The sequence below is a fragment of the Streptomyces araujoniae genome, assembly GCF_050871195.1.
GTDB classification, from domain to species: domain Bacteria; phylum Actinomycetota; class Actinomycetes; order Streptomycetales; family Streptomycetaceae; genus Streptomyces; species Streptomyces bacillaris.
Map to the genome: position 1 here is coordinate 7,609,837 of NZ_CP194070.1, position 19,541 is coordinate 7,629,377.

At 72.3% G+C, this 19,541-nt stretch carries 19 protein-coding genes; 14 read left to right on the top strand and 5 right to left on the bottom strand.

Translation table 11 applies throughout. The features are described from left to right. Window positions 1-4: 4 nt before the first annotated feature. Window positions 5-1,648 (top strand): GMC oxidoreductase, encoded by a 1,644-nt coding sequence (locus ACQ9ZG_RS32140; protein ID WP_258312161.1) that lies wholly within the window; start codon window positions 5-7, stop codon window positions 1,646-1,648. 89 nt (window positions 1,649-1,737) lie between these two features. On the opposite strand, the gene ACQ9ZG_RS32145 is transcribed toward ACQ9ZG_RS32140, so the two are convergent. From ACQ9ZG_RS32145 to ACQ9ZG_RS32160, 4 genes are all read right to left on the bottom strand, one after another. Further along, window positions 1,738-2,217, bottom strand: a complete 480-nt coding sequence (locus ACQ9ZG_RS32145) for a carboxymuconolactone decarboxylase family protein (protein ID WP_018487636.1) — start codon at window positions 2,215-2,217, stop codon at window positions 1,738-1,740. After that, complete coding sequence (locus tag ACQ9ZG_RS32150) at window positions 2,214-3,293, bottom strand: NAD(P)H-dependent amine dehydrogenase family protein (protein WP_109915430.1); 1,080 nt, start codon at window positions 3,291-3,293, stop codon at window positions 2,214-2,216. The genes ACQ9ZG_RS32145 and ACQ9ZG_RS32150 overlap by 4 nt, the downstream gene beginning before the upstream one ends. 121 nt (window positions 3,294-3,414) lie before the next feature. Next, entirely contained in the window at window positions 3,415-6,366 is a 2,952-nt protein-coding gene (locus tag ACQ9ZG_RS32155) for a CARDB domain-containing protein (protein WP_109915429.1), read from the bottom strand. A 176-nt stretch (window positions 6,367-6,542) separates the two neighbouring features. Then, window positions 6,543-7,412 (bottom strand): UbiA family prenyltransferase, encoded by an 870-nt coding sequence (locus ACQ9ZG_RS32160; RefSeq protein WP_499281517.1) that lies wholly within the window; start codon window positions 7,410-7,412, stop codon window positions 6,543-6,545. A 118-nt stretch (window positions 7,413-7,530) separates the two neighbouring features. Here ACQ9ZG_RS32160 and ACQ9ZG_RS32165 point away from each other — a divergent pair, with 118 nt between their 5' ends. The 7 genes from ACQ9ZG_RS32165 (at window position 7,531) to ACQ9ZG_RS32195 (ending at window position 13,371) form a co-directional block, all read left to right on the top strand. Beyond that, on the top strand, window positions 7,531-8,583 hold the full coding sequence (locus ACQ9ZG_RS32165) for a type III polyketide synthase (RefSeq protein ID WP_109914203.1): 1,053 nt from the start codon (window positions 7,531-7,533) through the stop codon (window positions 8,581-8,583). A gap of 13 nt (window positions 8,584-8,596) precedes the next feature. Further along, window positions 8,597-9,124 (top strand): isoprenylcysteine carboxyl methyltransferase family protein, encoded by a 528-nt coding sequence (locus ACQ9ZG_RS32170; RefSeq protein WP_109914204.1) that lies wholly within the window; start codon window positions 8,597-8,599, stop codon window positions 9,122-9,124. Further along, window positions 9,121-10,134 carry an NAD(P)/FAD-dependent oxidoreductase gene (locus ACQ9ZG_RS32175; protein WP_499281518.1) on the top strand — a complete coding sequence of 338 codons (1,014 nt, stop codon included), beginning with the start codon at window positions 9,121-9,123 and terminating at the stop codon, window positions 10,132-10,134. Before ACQ9ZG_RS32170 ends, ACQ9ZG_RS32175 begins: the two co-directional genes overlap by 4 nt. 158 nt (window positions 10,135-10,292) lie before the next feature. Beyond that, the gene (locus ACQ9ZG_RS32180; RefSeq protein WP_028417862.1) at window positions 10,293-11,930 is read left to right on the top strand and encodes an MFS transporter; all 1,638 of its coding nucleotides are present in this window, start codon (window positions 10,293-10,295) and stop codon (window positions 11,928-11,930) included. A 14-nt stretch (window positions 11,931-11,944) separates the two neighbouring features. Further along, window positions 11,945-12,400, top strand: a complete 456-nt coding sequence (locus tag ACQ9ZG_RS32185) for a VOC family protein (protein WP_109917244.1) — start codon at window positions 11,945-11,947, stop codon at window positions 12,398-12,400. 95 nt (window positions 12,401-12,495) lie between these two features. Further along, window positions 12,496-12,894: a DUF6221 family protein gene (locus ACQ9ZG_RS32190; protein ID WP_028417860.1), complete on the top strand. Its 399-nt coding sequence runs from the start codon at window positions 12,496-12,498 to the stop codon at window positions 12,892-12,894. Between the two features lie 273 nt (window positions 12,895-13,167). Continuing rightward, window positions 13,168-13,371: a cold-shock protein gene (locus ACQ9ZG_RS32195; protein WP_003964323.1), complete on the top strand. Its 204-nt coding sequence runs from the start codon at window positions 13,168-13,170 to the stop codon at window positions 13,369-13,371. 103 nt (window positions 13,372-13,474) lie between these two features. Here ACQ9ZG_RS32195 and ACQ9ZG_RS32200 read toward each other — a convergent pair whose 3' ends face one another. Beyond that, window positions 13,475-13,726, bottom strand: a complete 252-nt coding sequence (locus ACQ9ZG_RS32200; RefSeq protein ID WP_018487646.1) for a hypothetical protein — start codon at window positions 13,724-13,726, stop codon at window positions 13,475-13,477. Between the two features lie 184 nt (window positions 13,727-13,910). Between ACQ9ZG_RS32200 and ACQ9ZG_RS32205 the strand changes: the two genes are divergently transcribed. The 6 genes from ACQ9ZG_RS32205 to ACQ9ZG_RS32230 all read left to right on the top strand — a co-directional run bounded on the left by ACQ9ZG_RS32205 (window position 13,911) and on the right by ACQ9ZG_RS32230 (window position 19,422). Beyond that, the gene (locus tag ACQ9ZG_RS32205; protein WP_018487647.1) at window positions 13,911-14,138 is read left to right on the top strand and encodes a DUF5133 domain-containing protein; all 228 of its coding nucleotides are present in this window, start codon (window positions 13,911-13,913) and stop codon (window positions 14,136-14,138) included. 42 nt (window positions 14,139-14,180) lie between these two features. Next, window positions 14,181-15,272: a glutamate--cysteine ligase 2 gene (locus ACQ9ZG_RS32210; RefSeq protein WP_499281657.1), complete on the top strand. Its 1,092-nt coding sequence runs from the start codon at window positions 14,181-14,183 to the stop codon at window positions 15,270-15,272. Between the two features lie 57 nt (window positions 15,273-15,329). Beyond that, the gene (locus ACQ9ZG_RS32215; RefSeq protein WP_028417857.1) at window positions 15,330-15,893 is read left to right on the top strand and encodes a type 1 glutamine amidotransferase domain-containing protein; all 564 of its coding nucleotides are present in this window, start codon (window positions 15,330-15,332) and stop codon (window positions 15,891-15,893) included. Window positions 15,894-16,226: 333 nt separating this feature from the next. Further along, window positions 16,227-17,108, top strand: coding sequence for a siderophore-interacting protein (locus ACQ9ZG_RS32220; RefSeq protein WP_109916160.1), 882 nt, complete (start codon window positions 16,227-16,229; stop codon window positions 17,106-17,108). Window positions 17,109-17,209: 101 nt separating this feature from the next. After that, window positions 17,210-18,274 (top strand): FecCD family ABC transporter permease, encoded by a 1,065-nt coding sequence (locus ACQ9ZG_RS32225; RefSeq protein ID WP_109916159.1) that lies wholly within the window; start codon window positions 17,210-17,212, stop codon window positions 18,272-18,274. Then, window positions 18,271-19,422, top strand: coding sequence for a FecCD family ABC transporter permease (locus tag ACQ9ZG_RS32230; protein WP_109916158.1), 1,152 nt, complete (start codon window positions 18,271-18,273; stop codon window positions 19,420-19,422). Before ACQ9ZG_RS32225 ends, ACQ9ZG_RS32230 begins: the two co-directional genes overlap by 4 nt. Window positions 19,423-19,541: the final 119 nt, after the last annotated feature.

Sequence of the window (19,541 nt, forward strand, 5' to 3'; positions counted from 1 at the left end):
TCATATGGGCGACACTGTCCAGCACAACGACGTCTCGAAAGGCGTCTCCCGTCGACGTTTCATCACGGGAACAGGTTCTCTTCTGGGGGTCGCGGCGCTCGCCGGGCCCACCGCCCCGGTCTGGGCCGCGCCCCGTACGGCGGCGGCCCCCATCGGCTCCGGAGCCCATGTGCCGGTGCTGGTCGTCGGCACCGGCTACGGCGGCTCGGTGGCCGCGCTCCGGCTCGCCCAGGCCGGTACGGACGTGCACATGGTCGAGATGGGCATGGCCTGGGACACCCCGGGCGCGGACGGCAAGATCTTCGCCAACACCACCCGGCCCGACGACCGCTCGTTCTGGCTGCGCACCCGGACCAAGCAGCCGCTGAGCAACTTCCTCGGCTTCCCGATCGACAGACAGGTCAACCGCTACACCGGGATCCTGGACGCCGAGGAGTTCGCCGGCATCACCGTCTACCAGGGGCGTGGCGTCGGCGGCGGCTCGCTGGTCAACGGCGGCATGGCCGTCACCCCGAAGCGGGAGAACTTCGCCGCCGTCCTCCCGACGGTGGACGCCGGCGAGATGTACCGCACCTACTACCCCCGGGCCAACGCCGACCTCGGGGTCTCCACCATCGACCCCGCCTGGTTCGACACGGTCGACTGCTACCAGTACGCGAGGGTCGGCCGGAAGCACGCCCAGCGCGCCGGCTTCCCCTTCCTCTTCGTCCCCGCCGTCTACGACTGGGACTACATGAAGCAGGAGGCCGCCGGGACCGTACCGAGATCAGCGCTGGACGCCGAGATCCTCTACGGCAACAACTACGGCAAGAAGTCGCTCCAGAAGACCTACATCGAGCGGATCAGGGCCACCGGCCGGGTCACCGTCACCCCGCTGCACAAGGTCACCCGCGTCTCCCCGGCCTCCGGCGGCGGCTACACGGTCCTCATCGACCAGCTGGACACCACCGGCCGGACCACCGCCACCAAGACCGTCACCGCCGGCAAGGTCTTCTTCGCGGCGGGCAGCGTCGGCACCAGCAAGCTCCTCGTCGGGCTGAAGGCCACCGGCGCGCTGCCGCTGCTCAACGACGAGATCGGCAAGGGCTGGGGCGACAACGGCAACGTCATGTGCGGCCGGGCCAACCACCTCTGGGACCCGACGGGGAAGGTGCAGTCCTCCATCCCCACCGCCGGCATCGACAACTGGGACGCGGGCGGAGCCTTCGCCGAGGTCGCCCCGCTGCCCACCGGGATCGAGACCTGGGCCTCGTTCTACCTCTCGATCACCAAGAACCCGCACCGCGCCCGCTTCACCTGGAACGCGGCGGCGGGACGGGCCGAGCTGGACTGGCAGACGGCGTGGAAGCAGCCGTCCATCGACGCGGCGAAGACCATCTTCGACCGCATCAACAAGAAGGAGGGGACGATCTACCGCACGGACCTCTTCGGAGTCCACAAGATCTGGGGCGACCACCTGACCTACCACCCCCTGGGCGGCGCGGTCCTCGACAAGGCCACCGACAACTACGGGCGGCTGCACGGCTACCCGGGCCTGTACGTCATCGACGGGGCGCTGATCCCCGGCAACACCACCGTCAACCCGTTCGTCACGATCACCGCGCTCGCCGAGCGCAACATCGAGCGGATCATCGCCGCCGACCTGTAGGCGCCGAGGGCGCCGCGGTCGGCGTGTACGGAGAGCCCGGGGCCGGGAGTGCCAACCCGGCGGCCCCGGACTCCGCCCAGGGGCCGCCCCTAATGGCCCGGCAGCACACACACCGCGTCGATCCCCAGCACATGGTTGAGCCGCCCGAACGCCAGCCACGAGCCGATGCTCATGGACAGCTCCACGATCTCCGGCTGGCTGTAGTGCGCGGTCATCCGCTGCCAGAAGGCGTCGTCGAGACCGTGGTGGTCCAGCGCGTACCGCTCCGCGTACTCCGCCGCCAGCCGGGTCCGCGTGTCGAAGACCTCGGCCGTCCGCCACTCGGCCACCGCCCGCGCGAACTCCTCCTCGACCTTCTCCCCGTCCCGATCGGTCCGCCAGTCCAGGCAGAACAGACACCCGTTGATCTGCGCGATCCGCAGCCGGGCCGCCTCGAACTCGCGCAGCCCCAGCGTGGTGTGCTCGTACACGGACATCGAGAACGCCGCGGCGGCCGTCCCGATGCCGGGGACCAGCTCCCCCCAGACGTAGCCGATGGGCTCCTTGCCCTCCGGGATGTCGATGATCATGCCGTTCTCCTTCCCAGCCTGCCGACCGCAGGCCGTAGCGGGACGTCGAGTGCGTCGTACAGACCCGGTTCGGCCTCCACCAGCCAGTCGATTGCGGAGACGAGCCGCCCGACCGCCGTGGCGTTCCCGCCCGCCGACCGGTTCTCACCCTCGTCGGAGGCCTCGACCGTCACCTCGATCCGGGGGCGGCCCTCGATCACCACCCGGTGCGCGCCCACTCCGTCGGGCGGCGAGGGCCAGTCGGGGGCGCAGGAGGCGTGGATACGGGTGATGTGCTCGATGACGATGCGGGGTTCGCCGCCCACGACGCCCTGCACCTCGAACCGGACCGCGCCCTGGGTGCCCTTCTCGAACGCGCCCATCGTCCGGGTGGTCACGGTCGTCTCCAGCGCCCGCCGGTCCAACGTCTCGCGGAAGGCGTCGAGTTCGACCCCGAGCGCCCGGGCCATCAGCCGTATCTGACCGCCCCACACCATCGTCGGGACGCCCTCGGCCAGCATCAGCGGCTGGTACTCCAACGGGTGCCCCATGCCGATGAGATGGCGTACGGAGTCCTCCTGGTCGTACGTGGAGTAGTCGAAGATCTCCTGGCAGCGGATCACGTCGACCTCGGTGCCCAGCCCGCTCACCAGCAGCGGCAGCACGTCGTTGCCCCAGCCGGGGTCGACGCCGGAGACGAAGAGCGAGCCGCCGCCCTCCGCGACGGCGGCCACCAGCGGATCCCGCAGCTCCGGCGGGGCGTTGCGCTGGTCGTAGAGCGGATAGAGGGAGGGGGTGACGACGACCGCCCCGGCCCGGATCGCCCGGCCGATGTCGGTGAGTGCGTCGTCGGGGCGGATGTCGCCGGAGGCCGCGTAGACCACCGCGCGGGGGCGGGCGGCGAGGACGGCGGCGATGTCGTCGGTGGCCGCGACGCCGAGCGTGCGGCCGAGTCCGCCCAACTCGCCCGCGTCCCGGCCGACCTTGGCGGGATCGTGGACGAGAACGGCGGTGAGCGTCAGTGCCGGATGGGCCTCGACGGCGCGGATCGCCGCCCGGCCGACGTTGCCGGTACCCCAGACAACCGTGGGAATCATGCGCGGAGGGTAGCGGCCGGACCTCGCACTTCCCAGAGCCGTGACGGGGGGAATCCGGGCCACGGTAAGGGGCGTCGCCGGGCCGGTGGACGGCCACCGGCCCGGCGACGTACAGCGGGGACTAGCGCTGGGCGCGGGTGCCGCCCGGGGTGCCAGTGATGGTGAACTGCGAGCCGGGCTCGATCAGCACATGGCCGTCACGCGAGTTGGTGATGGTCACGTTCGTCAGCGTCGCGTTGCCGCGCGCGCCGCCCATCGCGAGGATGCCGGAGCCGTTGGTGGACTTGTCGATCCGGACGTTCTGGATCTTCACGTCCGGCATCAGGCCGCCACCCGTCTTGAACTGGATGCCGTCGTACGTGGAGTCGAGGATGTCGGTGTCGCGGATCGTGACGCCGGGGATGGGCAGGTTCTGCGGGAAGAGGGTGATCGCACCGAACTCCTGGTCCTCGTTCCAGAAGGCACCGCCGGTGCGGTGCAGGGCGTTGTTGGCGATGAGGGTCTGCCCGGAGAAGGGCAGCGGGTCGTGGTCGGTCGCCAGCATGATGGCGGGGTAGTTCATGGTGTCGGCGATGATGTTGTTCTCGATCTTGTTGCCGTAACCGCCGTAGACCGCGATGCCGTTGGCGCGCCAGGGCAGCTGGATGGTGTTGTTCCGGAAGCTGTTGTCGTGGCCGATGTCGACGGACTGGTCCTTGACGTACTTGCTGGACCAGACCGCGAGCGCGTCGTCCCCGGTGTTGCGGAACGAGGAGTTGTACACGGTCGAGTTCCGGGTGCCGTTGGCGAAGTTGATGCCGTCGGCGTAGGTGTTGCGGATGCGCATCCCGGTGAACTCGACGCCGTCGCCCGGGTTCCACAGCTCCGGGATGTTGGTGTAGTCGCGGCCTGCCCAGACGCCCACGTTGGCGTGCTCGATCCAGACGTTGCTGACCTTGGTTCCCTTGCCGAACCGGCCGTTGAGGGCCACTCCGCCCTCGTGGTTGCCGTCACCGCCGCGGATCGTGCCGGAGCCGAAGATGGCGATGTCGGAGATTTGCGTGTTGTCGTCGATGTCGAAACCGAAGTTGCCCTCGTGCGGGTGGTTGATCCCGCCCGCCTCGTGCGGCGGGGTCAGCGTGTAGAGCTGGGAGTGCCACATGCCCGCGCCCCGGACGGTCACATCGCGGATGCCCACCTGGTTCCACTGACCCCGGTCCAGCGGGTCGTCGGTGAGGATCTTCTGCTCCTGGCGCCACTGGCCCGCCGGGATCCAGACGCAGTCGATCTCGCCCTTCTGATTGGCCGTCACCGCGCGCTGTATCGCCGCCGTGTCGTCGATCCCGTCGTTCGCGACCGCGCCGTAGGCCGTGATGGAGACGCAGCCCGCGGGCCGCGAGGTCGGCGGGGCCACCTGCTCCAGGTCGATCAGGTCGATGACGTAGAACGCGGCGTCGTCGCCGGTGTCCCGCTGGAGGCGGAACTTCGTGCCCGCCGGGTAGGTCCGGTCGAGCAGGGCGTTCGCCTCGTCGAACAGCCGCCGGGCATCACCGCCGGGCCGGTTGGTCAGCCCTTCCGGGTCGTCGGTGTTCCCGTACAGCCAGCTGTGCTTGGAGGAGAGGTTCAGCTTGCGCACGAACTGGCCGTCCGCGTACAGGCTGATGGTCGCCTCGCGGCCGCCACCTCCCGGCGCGTCCGGGATCGAGTTCCGTACGACGACGGAGTTCGAGGCGCCTGTGGAGGTGAACTCCACGTATTCGCCGGTGGAGTTGAGCCGGACCGACTTGCGGCCGGAGGACTCGGTGGCGAAGTTGGTGTGGCCGAAGGTCCGTTCGGCGTCCGCCACGAGCAGCGTGCCCCGGTACGCGGCGTCCTCCGCCTCGTACTCCGTGTACGGCACCGCCGCGCCGCGACCGACGACGATGGAGCGGGCGAAGGTGTTGTTGTTCTCGTTGGTCTCCGCCACCAGGTTGGTGGCGTCTGCCGTGGCCGTCAGGGTGGCCCCGCCGCTCGTCGCCGTCCAGCTGCCGCCGAGGGTGACGTTCACCGTGGCGCCCGCCGGGATCGCCGGGGTGGTGCCGTTGAGCGTGGTGGAGCCCACCGTCAGCCGGGTGACCGTGCCCGCGCTCACCGCGCTGGTGCCCCGGTTGTGCACGGCGACGGTGAAGGAGACCGCGGCGCCCACGGCCGGGTTGGCCGGGGAGGAGGTGATGGAGCGGACCTCCAGGTCGGGGCCGGGGCTCTGGCCCACCACCAGCGGGGAGGCGGTGGTGCGGCTGTTGTTGGTCTCGTCCGACTCGACGACGGTGTCGGTCGGGTCGACCAGCGCCGAGACGGTGTACGAGCCCTGCGGCCGCTTCCCGACCGCCACCGAGACCTGGGCGGAGGCACCTGCCGCCAGCGGGCCGACCGGGGCGCTCCCCACGACCGTACCGCCGAGGCTCACATCGACGGTGGTCGCGGCCGAGGGGGCCGTCCCGCTGTTGCGGACCGTCCCCCGGACCGTGATGTCATCCGTCTCGGACGGGGCCGAGGGGCTCCAGGACAGGGCGCTCACGGTCAGGTCCGGGTTGGGCGCGGGCGTCCCGAACACCTGGATCTCGGCGACCTGGGCGCCGGGCGCCTCGGTGTTGGAGAAGAACTGCAGCTGGACGTCGGCGGCCCGGCCGCTGACGGGGACGGTCACCGTGTTGGCGTTGGTGGCCGGGTCGAACACATGGCCGGCGCGGGCCTTGAGCGAGGTGAAGCCGGTCCCGCTCTGCGTCCGGCCGAGCACCTGGAACTCCTGGGTCCTCGTGGCCCAGATCGGATCGGGGTTGAGCTTGACCACCACGGAGTGGAGGTCCGCGTCGGCGCCCAGCTTCACGGTGAGGGTCGCCGGGTGCCCGTTGGACTCCCAGTAGGTGTTCACCTGGCCGTCGTTGGCGTTGGCGGCGGGGTAGCCGCCGTGCGATCCGCTGGCGGTGACGCTCTTGCCCCGGGCCAGGTCGGTCGGTTCAGCGGCCCCGGCCTGGACGGGCAGAAGGCCGACGGAGGCCAGCCCGGCTATGAGCAGGCCCGTGATCGATCGTCGGGTGAGTCGCTTCCATCTCATGCTGTCCCCTTGTTCTGCAGGGTGTTCCACAGGATTTGAGTCATGCAGTCAATGTTTTGCAAGCAGCGGTGCACAGATTTCTGGTCTGTTTCTGATTTGTCAACGGTTCTCGCATGCTCACGTCATGACGACAGCCAATATGACGATGTGTCAGAAAAGCTGTGGCGGCGCGTGGTTCAGGTCAGCGCGGTGCCGCTCACCAGCAGCAGCGCCAGATCCGCGGCCGCCACGGCCACCGCCCCCGCCAGCGCGGCCTTGCGCCACCAGCGGCCCAACGCCGGACCCGCCAGAGCCGCCGCACCTGCCAGGCCGAGGACGGCCAGGGCCCCCGCGCCCACCGGCCCCGGCGGGCCGAGCACCAGCACCGCCGTCGCCCCGAGCAGCGGCACCGGCAGCAGCAGCCGGGTCCCCGTGGCGCCCAGCCGGTGCGGCAGCCCCCGGATCCCGGCGGCCCGGTCCGCCTCGATGTCCGGCAGGGTGTCACCCAGATGCGCCGCCACCCCCAGCAGCGCCCCCGCCGCCACCGTCCACCACCGGGGCCAGGGCGCACCCGGGGCGGCGAGCGCCACCAGCGAGGGGAGCGCGGCGAACCCCACCGCGTACGGCAGCCAGGAGAGCACCGTCGCCTTCAGTCGCAGGTTGTAGAGCCAGGCGGCGGCGACCGCGGCCAGGTGCACCGTGCCGGCGAGGAGGCCGCAGGCCAGCGAGAGCGGTACGCACGACACGCCCGCCACCGCCGCCGCGCCCCACACCACCCGGACGGGCACCGCGCCGTCGGCCACCGGCTTGCCCCGCCGGCCGGCCCGGGCGTCGCGCCCCGCGTCGTACGCGTCGTTGCACCAGCCCACCGAGAGCTGCCCGGCCAGCACCGCCGCCCCCACCAGGGCGAACCGGCCGGGGGAGAGGCCCACCCCGGCGGCCAGCGCGCAGGCGAGCGCGGTCACCGCCAGCACCGGCCCCGGATGGCAGGCCAGCGCCAGCCCTGCCGCCCGGCCCGGCCACCGGACCGCCGTCGTGACCGGTGCTGCCCCGTCCATGGCATCCATCGGGCGATCGTAGGGACCCGGCAGCCCGTCAATACGGTGACCGCGCGGGTCCCTTACCGGGATTCACCGGACTTTCCGGTCAGGATGGGGCGATGACATCCCCGACGCAGGAGCCGCAATGACCCGGATCGCCGCGGTCCACGGGGCCCTGCCGCCCCACCGCCACACCCAGCGCGAGGTCACCGACATGGTGGCCCGCACCTGTCTGCCGCCCGGCGCCGACCGCCGCGTCCTGGACCGGCTCCACCGCAACGCCCGCGTCCGCACCCGGCACACCGTGCTGCCGCTCGACGCCTACGCGGGCCTGGACGGGTTCGGCGCCGCCAACGACGTGTTCATCCGCTCGGCCGTCGACCTCGGCGGCCAGGCCCTGCGCGGCGCCCTGCGCGCGGCGGGACTGCGGCCCACCGATGTGGACCTGCTGATGTTCACCTCGGTCACCGGCATCGCCGCGCCCTCCGTCGACGCCCGGCTGGTGAACCGCCTCGGCCTGCGTTCCGACGTGAAACGGCTGCCCGTCTTCGGCCTCGGCTGTGTCGCCGGGGCGGCCGGGGTGGCCCGGATCCACGACCATCTCCTCGGCCACCCGGACGACGTGGCCGTCCTGCTCTCCGTCGAGCTGTGCTCCCTCACCTTCCAGCGCCACGACACCACCCCCGCCAACCTGGTGGCCACCGCCCTCTTCGGCGACGGGGCGGCGGCGGTCGTCGCCCTCGGCGGCCGCCGGGCCGTCGCCGGACCCGAGATCGTGGCCACCCGCAGCCGGATGTACCCGGAGACCGAGCACGTGATGGGCTGGGACATCGGCTCCACCGGCTTCGGCGTGGTCCTCGACCCCGGCGTGCCCGACGTCGTACGGCAGTATCTGGCCGACGACGTACGGGAGTTCCTCGACGAGCACGGTCTCAAACCGAAGGACATCGCCCGCTGGGTCTGCCACCCCGGCGGCCCCAAGGTCCTGGAGACCGTCACCGAGGTGCTCGACCTGCCCGACGGGGCGCTCGACGTCACCTGGCGGTCGCTGGCCGACGTCGGCAACCTCTCCTCCGCCTCGGTCCTGCACGTCCTGCGGGACACCCTCGAACACCGCCGCCCCGAACCCGGCACCCCCGGCCTCCTGCTGGCCATGGGCCCCGGCTTCTGCTGCGAACTGGTGCTGCTGCGCTGGTAGGAAGGAACGGACCGTGATCTGGTACACCGCCCTGGTCCTCGCCGTCGCCGTCGAGCGCCTCGCCGAACTCGTCGTCGCCCGCCGCAACACCCGCTGGAGCCTGGCCCGCGGCGGTACGGAGGCGGGGAGCGGCCACTACCCGGCGATGGTGGCCCTGCACACCGCCCTGCTGGCCGGCTGCCTGGCCGAGGTCCACCTCACCGGCCGCCCCTTCCTGCCCGCCCTCGGCTGGACCATGGTCGCCGTCACCGTCGCGGCACAGCTGCTGCGCTGGTGGTGCGTCACCACGCTCGGCCCCCGCTGGAACACCCGCGTCATCGTCGTCCCCGGCCTGCCCCCGGTCACCGAAGGCCCCTACCGATGGCTGCGCCACCCCAACTACGTGGCCGTAGCAGCCGAAGGGATCGCGCTGCCTCTCGTCCACGGGGCCTGGATCACCGCCGTCGCCTTCACCGTGCTCAACGCCGCCCTGATGGCCGTCCGCGTCCGGTGCGAGGACGAGGCGATGGCCCGCCTCCCGGTGGCGGTGGCGCGGGCGTGATCGACATCCTGATCGCGGGCGGCGGCCCGGCCGGACTGGCCGCCGCCATCCGCGCCGCCGAGGCGGGCCTGGAGGCGGTGGTGGTCGAACCCCGGCCCGCACCCGTCGACAAGGCCTGCGGCGAGGGCATCATGCCCGGCGGCCTCGCCGCCCTGCACGCCCTCGGCGTCCACCCGGCCGGACACCCCCTGCGCGGCATCCGTTACACCGACGGGCTGCGCACCGCCCAGGCACCCTTCCGGGGTGCGTACGGGCTCGGCGTCCGCCGCACCGCCCTGCACACCGCCCTCCACGAGCGGGCCGAAGCGCTCGGCGTACGCATCGCTGAGGGCAAGGTCCGGGAGGTGCGCCAGAACGGGCACACCGTCACCGCCGACGGGCTCACCGCCCGCTGGCTCATCGCCGCCGACGGGCTCCACTCCCCGCTGCGCCGCGCTCTCGGCCTGGACCACCCCGTCCCCGGGCCCGGCCGCTACGGGCTGCGCCGCCACTACCGCACCGCCCCCTGGAGCGACCTGGTCGAGGTGCACTGGTCCCCGCACGCCGAGGCGTACGTGACCCCCGTCGACGAGCACCTGGTGGGTGTGGCCGTCCTCAGCCGCGACCGGCGCCCCTACGCCGACCACCTGGCCGCCTTCCCGGCCCTCGCCGCCCGGCTGACCGGACCCGGGACCACCCCCGTACGCGGGGCCGGGCCGCTGCGGCAGCGGGCGCGCGCACCCCGGGCCGGGCGGGTCCTGCTGGTCGGGGACGCGGCCGGCTACACCGACGCGCTCACCGGGGAGGGCATCGCCCTGGCCGTCGCCACGGCGTCGGCGGCCGTCGGCTGCCTGGCCGCCGGCCGCCCCGAGGAGTACCCGGCCCGGTGGCGCCGGGCGACACGCCGCTACCGGCTGCTCACCCACGCGCTCCTGGGCGCGGCGGGCCACCCCGCCGCCCGCCCCCTGATCGTCGGCGCCGCCCACCGCGCGCCCGCCCTCTTCCGCGCGGCGGTGCGCGCCCTCCAGTAGGGAAGCCCCCTCCCGGGTGATCGAATGGCGGGGTCACGGGTTCCGTCATAACGTCGATCGGGTGAACGCCCCGCGCTCACCGGGCCTGCGGGGCAGCCGACCGCCCCTGCGGGGGCGCGTCATCCTCGTCACCCTCGGAACGAGAGACGAACCCACTCATGACGGGCTCCCACGCGACACCCGCGCCCACCGCCCCGTCCGGCCGGCGGTCCCGCGGCAGCGGCATGGCACTCCTGGTCATCGCCTCGTGCCAGCTGATGGTGGTGCTCGACATCACCATCGTCAACATCGCCCTCCCGCACATGCAGCGGTCCCTGGGCTTCTCCACCGAGAACCTCTCCTGGGTCGTCAACGCCTACACCCTGACGTTCGGCGGACTCCTGCTGCTCGGCGGGCGGCTCGGTGACATCCTCGGCCGCCGCCGCGTCTTCGTCTTCGGTGTGCTGCTCTTCGTCCTCGCCTCGCTGCTCGGCGGGCTCTCCCAGGAGTCCTGGCAACTGCTGGCCGCCCGCTCGCTCCAGGGCGTCGGCGGGGCCATCGCCTCACCGACCGCCCTGTCGCTGATCACCACGACCTTCCGCGAGGGACCCGAACGGAACAGGGCCTTCGGGGTGTTCGCCGCCGTCTCGGCGGGCGGCAGCGCGATCGGGCTGCTGGCGGGCGGGATGCTCGTCGAATGGCTCGACTGGCGGTGGGTCCTCTTCGTCAACGTCCCCATCGGCCTGCTCATCGCGTTCGCGACGCCCCGCTACATCCGCGAGTCCGAGCGCCACCCGGGCCACTTCGACATCGTCGGCGCCCTGACCTCCACCGCCGGCATGGTGCTGCTGGTCTACGGCTTCATCCGCGCCTCCGAGGACGGCTGGAGCGACGCGCTCACCCTCGGCGCCTTCGCCGCCGCCGTCGTGCTCCTGGCGCTCTTCCTCTTCATCGAGAGCCGCTCCCGGCAGCCCATCACCCCGCTGTGGATGTTCCGCGACCGCAACCGCGCCGGAACCTACGCGATGATGCTCAGCCTGGCCGCCGCCATGTTCGGGATGTTCTTCTTCCTGACCCTGTTCGTCCAGAACGTGCTGGAGTTCAGCCCGCTGCGGGCCGGGCTCGCCTTCCTGCCGGTCAGCGTCATCATCGCCGTCGGCGCGGGGCTCGCCTCCCAGTTGCTGCCCCGGTGGGGGCCGAAACCCTTCATGGTGACCGGCGCGCTGCTGGCCGCCATCGGGCTCGGCTGGCTCACGATGACCGATGTCCACAGCACGTACCTCGGCTCCATCCTCGGCCCGATGCTCGTCTTCGGCCTCGGGATGGGCATGCAGTTCGTCTCCCTGACCCTCATGGCGGTCTCCGGCGTCGCCCCGAGGGAAGCGGGCGCGGCCTCCGGCGTCCTCAACGCCACCCAGCAGGTCGGCGGCTCCCTCGGACTCTCCATCCTGGTGACGATGTTCGGTACGGCCAGCCGCCACGAGGCCACCGACCAGGTGCCGCGCTTCCTGGAGCAGGCCACCCCGGCCCAGCTGCTGGAGTTCCGCAGGACCGGCGAGCTGCCACCGCCCTGGGGCAACGAGGTCCTGGCCGCCGGTGTCTCCAGCGCCTTCGTCGTCGCGGCCTGCTTCGCCGTCTTCGCCGCCCTGGTCGCCCTGCTGGTCATCCAGGTGCGCGCGTCCGACCTGGCCAGGCTCCAGGGCGGCGCCACCCCCGGGGAGACCGTCCCCGGAGCGCTCGCGCCGGACGGTACGGAACCGGAACCGGCCGTCCGCGAGGCGGCCGACGACACCCCACGCCCGCCCCCGGAACAGTGAAAGGCTCCGCAGCCATGGACTGGACCCTCGAAGTGATCGTGCTTCCCGTGACCGACCTGGACCGGGCCCGCGACTTCTACCGCGACCGGCTCGGCTTCCACGTCGACATCGACGGCGAGGTGATGCCGGGCGCCCGCGTCGTCCAGCTCACCCCGCCCGGCTCGGGGTGCTCGATCGCCCTCACCGACGGCGTACCCAACCCCACGGGAGACCCGCAGCCGGGCACGTACCACGGGCTCCAGCTCTGCGTCACCGACATCGACGCCGCCCACGCGGAGCTGGTCGCCCGCGGGGTCGAGGTCTCCGAGCCCCAGCGGTACGCCCCCGAGGACGGGGCCACGTTCCTGTACTTCACCGACCCCGACGGCAACGGCTGGGCCGTGCAGGAGTACCGCCGCCGACTCACCGAACCCCTCCACAAGGTCCTCGCCGACCTGGCCGCCGGGGGGAACGGGGAGAGCACGGGCTGACCGCCCGCCTGCCCTGGTGGATCGCGCCGCTCCGGTCCACCACAATGCTCCCCGTATCACCGCAGTGATCCATGGACACGAGGGAGCAGCATCCAATGGCCGGCAACACAGACATGGTGGCCTTCGTCCTGGCGCGTCTCGCCGATGAGGAACAGGTCGCCCTGGCTGCCGGCGGGGACCGATGGCGGTGCCCGGCGGATGTGCCCGGCGAGGTCCACGACCGCAAGGGCGGCGTCGCGTTCACGGTGCGGGACCGCGGCTTCGACCGCCACATCGCGCTCCAGGACCCGGCGCGCACCCTGGAGCGGATCGAGACGCACCGGGTGCTGGTGGGGGAGTACGTGGAGGTGGCCGAGCTGGACACCGACCGCCCGGCGCAGGACTTCCGCTCCGGCCGTGCGGTGGGACTGGGCTTCGCCGTTCGCCAGCTGGCCGCCGAGTACGCCGCGCACCCGGACTACCAGGCGCGATGGCTGCCGCGGTTCATCCAGTAGCCGAGGCGGGCCCGCCCGTCCCGCGCGGCCGAATGCCCTGATCGCACGGTGTGCGTACAGTTCGAGCCAACCGTGAGGGGGAAGATCCACGCCAAAATGGCGTTGCTCTCTGGTGAGGAGTGATCCCGCCGTGTAGCGTCGCCGACAGATGTCGTGGTTCGCAGTACCTGCCCGCGCCTGGCGCGGGCGTTTTGCTGTGCAGTGCCTGAGAACCAGGGCGATCACCTCCGGGTCCGCGCGGTGCGGATCCGTTTACTGCTGAGAGGTACAGGCATGGCCAGCGGAACCGTCAAGTGGTTCAACTCGGAAAAGGGCTTCGGCTTCATCGCGCAGGACGGCGGCGGCCCCGACGTCTTCGCGCACTACTCCAACATCAACTCCACCGGCTTCCGTGAGCTCCAGGAAGGCCAGGCGGTGACCTTCGACATCACCCAGGGCCAGAAGGGCCCGCAGGCGGAGAACATCACCACCGCCTGATCCGGGGCGAACCACCCCTTGGGCCCCCGGGACGCACCGCGTCCCGGGGGCCCAAGGGCGTTTCCGGGGCCGGGCGCGGGAAGGCCCGGCCCCGGGCGGGCGGCTACCCCGTGGACTCGTCCGGGGTCGGATGCTCCTCCGGGTGCGCCCCGGCGTTGCGCGGCTCCCCCCGGCCCGAGCCCGCCTCGTCCGGATCGGGGCCGTCACCGCTCTCGCGGGCGACCCGCTCCGGCACCGGTATGTCGAGAGGGTCCTCGCCCTCCTTGGCCTGCTGGTCCGGCAGATCCGCCCCGACAGGGGGCGGACTGGGGTGAGCCCCGCTGTAGGCGATGCCTTCCGGCCTGCGGTCGGTCATGGGAGCGTCCTTCCGTGGTGCCCCGGAACGTCCGGGAGGTTGGGTCCGTCCTGCTGGGTACCCCTTACCGAGGGAACGATTCACCCAGGTGTGGCCCGGACCGGCGGGGGTACTGGGGCTGTGCCCGAGCACCCGTACCGGGCACAGGACGTTCACCCGACGAACCACCCGGAAGGACCCCCGCATGCTGATGGCCCACCCCACCGTGCTGCGCAACCTCGTCGAGCAGTACGAGGCCCTGAGCCTGCTGCACGCGCAGAGCGGCAGCACCGAGGCGCGGCAGCGCATGGACGACGTCGCCTACACCCTGTGCGTCTCGACCGGCACGGGCGACGTCGACAGCGCCCTGGTGGCCGCCCGGCACCGGCTGCCCGGGGCCCGGCCCGAGGACGACTCCATCCTCACGGCCTGACCGACCGGCGGCCGAAGGATGAACAGCGAAGGGGTGGACGCAGTGGTGCGGACCGTGGGCGTCGAGGAAGAGCTGCTGCTGGTGGACCCGGAGAGCGGGGAGGCGCGGGCCCTCTCCACCGCCGTGCTGGCCCGAGCCGAGCAGGGCGCGGAGGGCGACTCGGCGTTCGAGTCGGAGCTGCACCGCCAGCAGCTGGAGTTCGCCACGCACCCCTGCCGGGACATGGCCGAGATCGCCGAGGCGGTGCACCGGTGGCGCGCCGAGGCGAGCCGCCACGCCGCCGACGTGGGCGCCTCGGTCGCGGCCCTGGCCACCTCGCCGCTGCCGGTCAGCCCCACGATCGGCACGGGGGAGCGGTACCGCTGGCTGGCCGAGCGTTACGGGCTGACCGCCCAGGAGCAGCTGACCTGCGGCTGCCACGTGCATGTCTCCGTGGAGTCGGACGAGGAAGGTGTCGCGATCCTCGACCGGATCCGCGGCTGGCTGCCGGTCCTGCTCGCCCTGAGCGGCAACTCTCCCTTCTGGCAGGGACAGGACACCCGGTACGCCAGCTACCGCAGCCGGGTGTGGGGCCGGTGGCCCTCGGCCGGGCCCGTGGAACTCCACGGCTCCGCCGAGCGCTACCACCAGCAGGTCGCCGCCCTCGTCTCCACCGGGGTCCTCAAGGACGAGGGGATGGTCTACTTCGACGCGCGCCTCTCGCACAGCTACCCCACAGTGGAGGTCAGGATCGCGGATGTCTGCCTGGACCCGGCGGACACCGTGCTCCTCGCCACGCTGACCCGGGCACTGGTGGAGACGGCCGCGCGGGAGTGGCGGGCCGGGGAGCCGCCCCAGGACACCGAGGTGGCCCTGGTGCGGGTGGCGTCCTGGCAGGCGGCCCGCTCAGGCATCGACGACCGGCTCATCCACCCCCGCACCCTGCGGCCCGAGCCGGCCGCCGACGTACTCCGGGCGCTGCTGGCGCACGTGCGGGACGCCCTGGAGGACAGCGGCGACCTCAAGGCCGCGCAGAAGGCGCTCACCGCCCTGGAGCGGCGCGGCAACGGGGCCCGGGTCCAGCGCGAACTGCTGGAGCGGACCGGCAGCCTCCGCGAGACCGTCGCGGAGTGCGTCCGGATCACGGGCGGCTGAGCGGAAAGCCGCACCGTACGGACACGACCGCACGACCTTCGAGGAAAGGAGCAGCACATGGCCACCACCGATCTCGGCGACCGCCGGATCCTGGCGATCGTCACCAACTACGGGGTCGAGCAGGACGAACTCGTCGTCCCCGTGAAGCACCTGCGCGACCACGGGGCCCGGGTCGACGTGGCGGCGGTCTCCGACGAGGAGATCCGCACCCTCGTGGGCGACCGCGAACCCGGCGACACCGTGCGGCCCGACCTCACCCTGGCGGACGTCGACCCCGCCGCGTACGACCTCCTGCTGATCCCGGGCGGCACGCTCAACGCCGACACCCTGCGCCTGCAGGACGCCACCACCCGGATCGTCAGCTCGTTCGCGGCCTCCGGCCGGCCGATCGCGGCGATCTGCCACGGCCCGTGGGCGCTGGTCGAGGGCGGCTACGTCCGGGGCAGGACCCTGACCTCGTACGCCTCCCTGAAGACCGACATCACCAACGCGGGCGGCACCTGGGTCGACAAGCCGGTGGTCCGCGACGACGAGGGCGGCCGACCGCTCATCACCTCGCGCACCCCCGACGACCTGGAGGACTTCCTCCGGGAGATCGACGCGGTGCTCACCGGGGCCTGACGCCCGGAACCACGGCCCCCGCCCGCACACGCGGGCGGGGGCCGTCGGCATGTCCGCCCGCGCACGGCCCGCGCACGGAAGGGACGGCACGGGTCCACCGGGACAACGGCGCCATCCCGTAATCGCCCTCCCGGTCGTGGCCACCACGGGCATCGGCGGAACCCGGGCGGCGGACGTGCCGTCCGGCGGGCAACTGCCGCGCATCCGCTGATACCGGACCCGGGCGGGCGTCCGCACCCGAGGAGGGGGAGCCAGGTGGTATCGAACAACCCCTCATGGAAGGTTAGGCTGACCTAAGTCGATCCCGGAACTCCGTACGAAGGGGCCACGCCCATGACGATCCATCGAGCCGTCGTCGCCCGAGTCCAGCCGCTCACCCCGACGATGACCCGCGTCACGCTGCACGGCGAAGGGCTGGCCGGCTTCGAGTCCACCGGGGTCGGAGACGAGTACATCCGCCTCTTCTTCCCGCACGGCCCGGACCGCGGGGACGTCTCCCTGCCCCTGACCACGGAGAAGGGCTGGGAGACCCCCGAGGGCGCGCCCGTCGCCCCGATGCGTACGTACACGGTCCGGGCGGCCCGCCCCGAGGCCAACGAGATCGACGTCGACTTCGTGCTCCACGACACCGGGATCGCCTCGACCTGGGTCGCCGGCGCGCAGCCCGGGGACGTACTCGGGGTCAACGACCCGACCGGCCTCTACAGCCCGCCGGACGACCTCGCCTGGCAGGTGCTGATCGCGGACCAGACCGGCCTGCCCGCCGTGGCCCGTCTGCTGGAGAACACCCCGGAGTCGGTCGCCACCCGCGTGGTCGTCGAACTGCCCGGCCCCGAGGCCGTCCAGCCGCTCCCCGGCACCAAGGTCACCTGGACCTACGGGGGCAACGGCCACGGGGCGAGCCGGCTGGCCGAGCTGGTCGAGGCCGCCGTCCCGGCGGGCACGGACATGGCCGGCGGCTACATCTGGGTCGCGGGGGAGACCAACGCGCTGCGCACCGTACGCCGTTACCTCCGCAAGGAGCTGGGGCTGCCCGCCACCCGGTTCAAGGTCGTCGGCTACTGGATACCGAACGCCGACAGCTGGAACGAGCGGTACGAGGCCCTGCCGGACGCCGTGCGCGCCGAGCTGACGGCCCTCTGGGACGCCCCGGCCGACGACGAGCAGGACGTCACCATCCGCTACGAGGCGCGCCTCAGCGACCTCGGGCTGTGACGGGCGTGATGACCATGCCACGTCGGGCAAGCGCGGGGGGCCGTGTGCCGGGCGCGTTAGCGGCGCCCGGCCGCCTCCGAACGGGTGGGTGAGGGACCGAAGTGCCCGGTACGTCCATCCTCGGCCGCCCTGCTCGGGCGGCCCGTGAACCACGGGAGACAAGCCCCGCCCGCACCGCCCTGCGCGGCGGCGGACTGCTCGTCCTCGCGGCGCTGCTCCTCTTCCTCGTCGCCCTGAGCACCTGGATCGGCGCCAAGGACACCTCGCTCGGCCAGGTCTGGACGGCGATCTGGAACGACGACGGCTCCTACGCCACCGACGTGATCCGGCAGTTGAGGCTGCCGCGCACCCTCGTCGGGCTGATGACCGGTGCGGCGCTCGGTGTGGCGGGAGCGGTGATGCAGGCCGTCACCCGTAACCCGCTGGCCGACCCCGGGCTGCTCGGGGTCAACGCGGGGGCCTCCGCCGCCGTGGTGTTCGGCATCGGTGTCATCGGCCTCGCGGGCTTCGGCTCGCTGGTCTGGTTCTCCTTCGTGGGCGCGGCCCTCACCACCGTGATCGTGTACGTCCTCGGTGCCTCCGGGAGGGCCGGGCCCACCCCCGTACGCCTCGCCCTGGCCGGGGCCGCCGTGAGCGCGAGCCTGAGCGGGGTCATCGCCGGGCTCACCGTCTTCGACTCGGCCACCTACGACTACCTGCGCTTCTGGATGGTCGGCTCGCTCGCCGGGCGGGAGCCCCAACTCGTCGTGCAGCTCCTGCCGTTCATCGTGGTCGGTCTGGTGATCGCCCTGCTGCTGGCCCGCTCGCTCAACTCCCTCGCCCTGGGCGACGAGTTGGGCCGCGCGCTCGGCGCGCGCATCGCCCGGACCCGGCTCGCCGCCGTGGTCGTGGTGACCCTGCTCTGCGGCGCCTCGACGGCGGCCGCCGGGCCGATCGCCTTCGTGGGCCTGGTCGTTCCGCTGGTGGCGCGCTGGCTGACCGGACCCGATCTGCGCTGGGTGCTGCCCTATTCGATGCTGCTCGCCCCCGTCCTGCTGCTCGTCTCGGACATCATCGGCCGGGTCGCGCTGCCCGGTGACGAACTGGAGGTCGGCGCCGTGACCGCGGTGATCGGCGCGCCGGTCTTCATCGCCATGGTCTGCCGGCGCAAGGAGGCGTCGTTGTGACGACGACCGGGGTCCGGCCCGCCCGGGAGACGGTCGGACGGACGACGGAGACCGCCCGGCCCGTACGGCTCTGGGCGGGACGGGTCAGCTTCCGGATGCACCGGCGCACCGGCGCGGTGGTCGTCGGCGCCCTGCTGCTGGCCGGGGTGTTCCTGCTGGTCAGCCTCTGCGTCGGCGCCTACCCGGTGCCGGTCTCCGAGGTGGCCCGCGCCCTCTTCTACGGCACGGGTGACCGGCTCGCCGTCCACTTCGTCAACCAGGAGCGGCTGCCGCAGGCGCTGCTGGCGATCCTGGTCGGCTGCGCGCTGGGCATCAGCGGTGCGATCTTCCAGAGCGTCTCCCGCAACGCCCTGGCCAGCCCCGACGTCATCGGCTTCAACAGCGGTGCGGCGACCGGCGCGATCCTGGTCATCGTGACGTTCGGCGGGGCGGCCGCCTCCGTGGCGGCCGGGGCGATCGCCGGGGGACTGGTCACCGCCCTGGTGGTCTCCGTGCTGGCGAGCCGGGGCGGGCTGCACGGCATCCGGCTGGTTCTCATCGGGCTCGGCGTGACCGCCATGCTCGGCTCGGTCAACTCCTATCTGCTGACCAGGTCCTCGCTCAACGACGCCCAGAACGCGCACATCTGGCTCGTCGGCACGCTGAACGGGCGGGGCTGGAGCTCGGTGCAGACCATGGCGGTGGCGCTGGTCGTGCTGCTTCCCCTGGTGCTGCTCTTCGGCAGACGGCTGCGGATGATGGAGCTGGGCGACGACCTGGCGACCGGCCTGGGGGTCCGGGTGAACCGTTCGCGGCTCGCCCTGACCGTGCTGGGCATCGGGCTCTGCGGGGTCGCCGTGGCGAGCGCCGGGCCCATCCCGTTCATCGCGCTGGCCGCCCCCCAGATCGCCGTCATGATCAGCCGCAGTCCGGGGGTGAGCCTGCTCTCGGCGGGGGCCGTGGGGGCGGGACTGCTCTCGGCCGCGCACCTCGCTTCCGGCCAGTTCTTCACCGCCTTGGTGTGGGCCGACGAGCGGATCGGCTGGATCCGGGTGGTCGAGGAGTCCCAGCGCAACAACCTGCTGCCGGTCGGTGTCACCACGGCCGTGCTGGGCGGTGTCTACCTCGCCTGGGTGCTGTTCAAACGGCGCGGTACGGGCTCCGCGTGAGCGGATGGCCGGGATCGCAGCGCTCGATTTCGGCCATCCATACTCCTGATACGCAGGGGAGTTGTGGGATTCGATGAGTCAACCGAGAACAAGGTGGGTAGGGTCGCTATCGTTGCTTG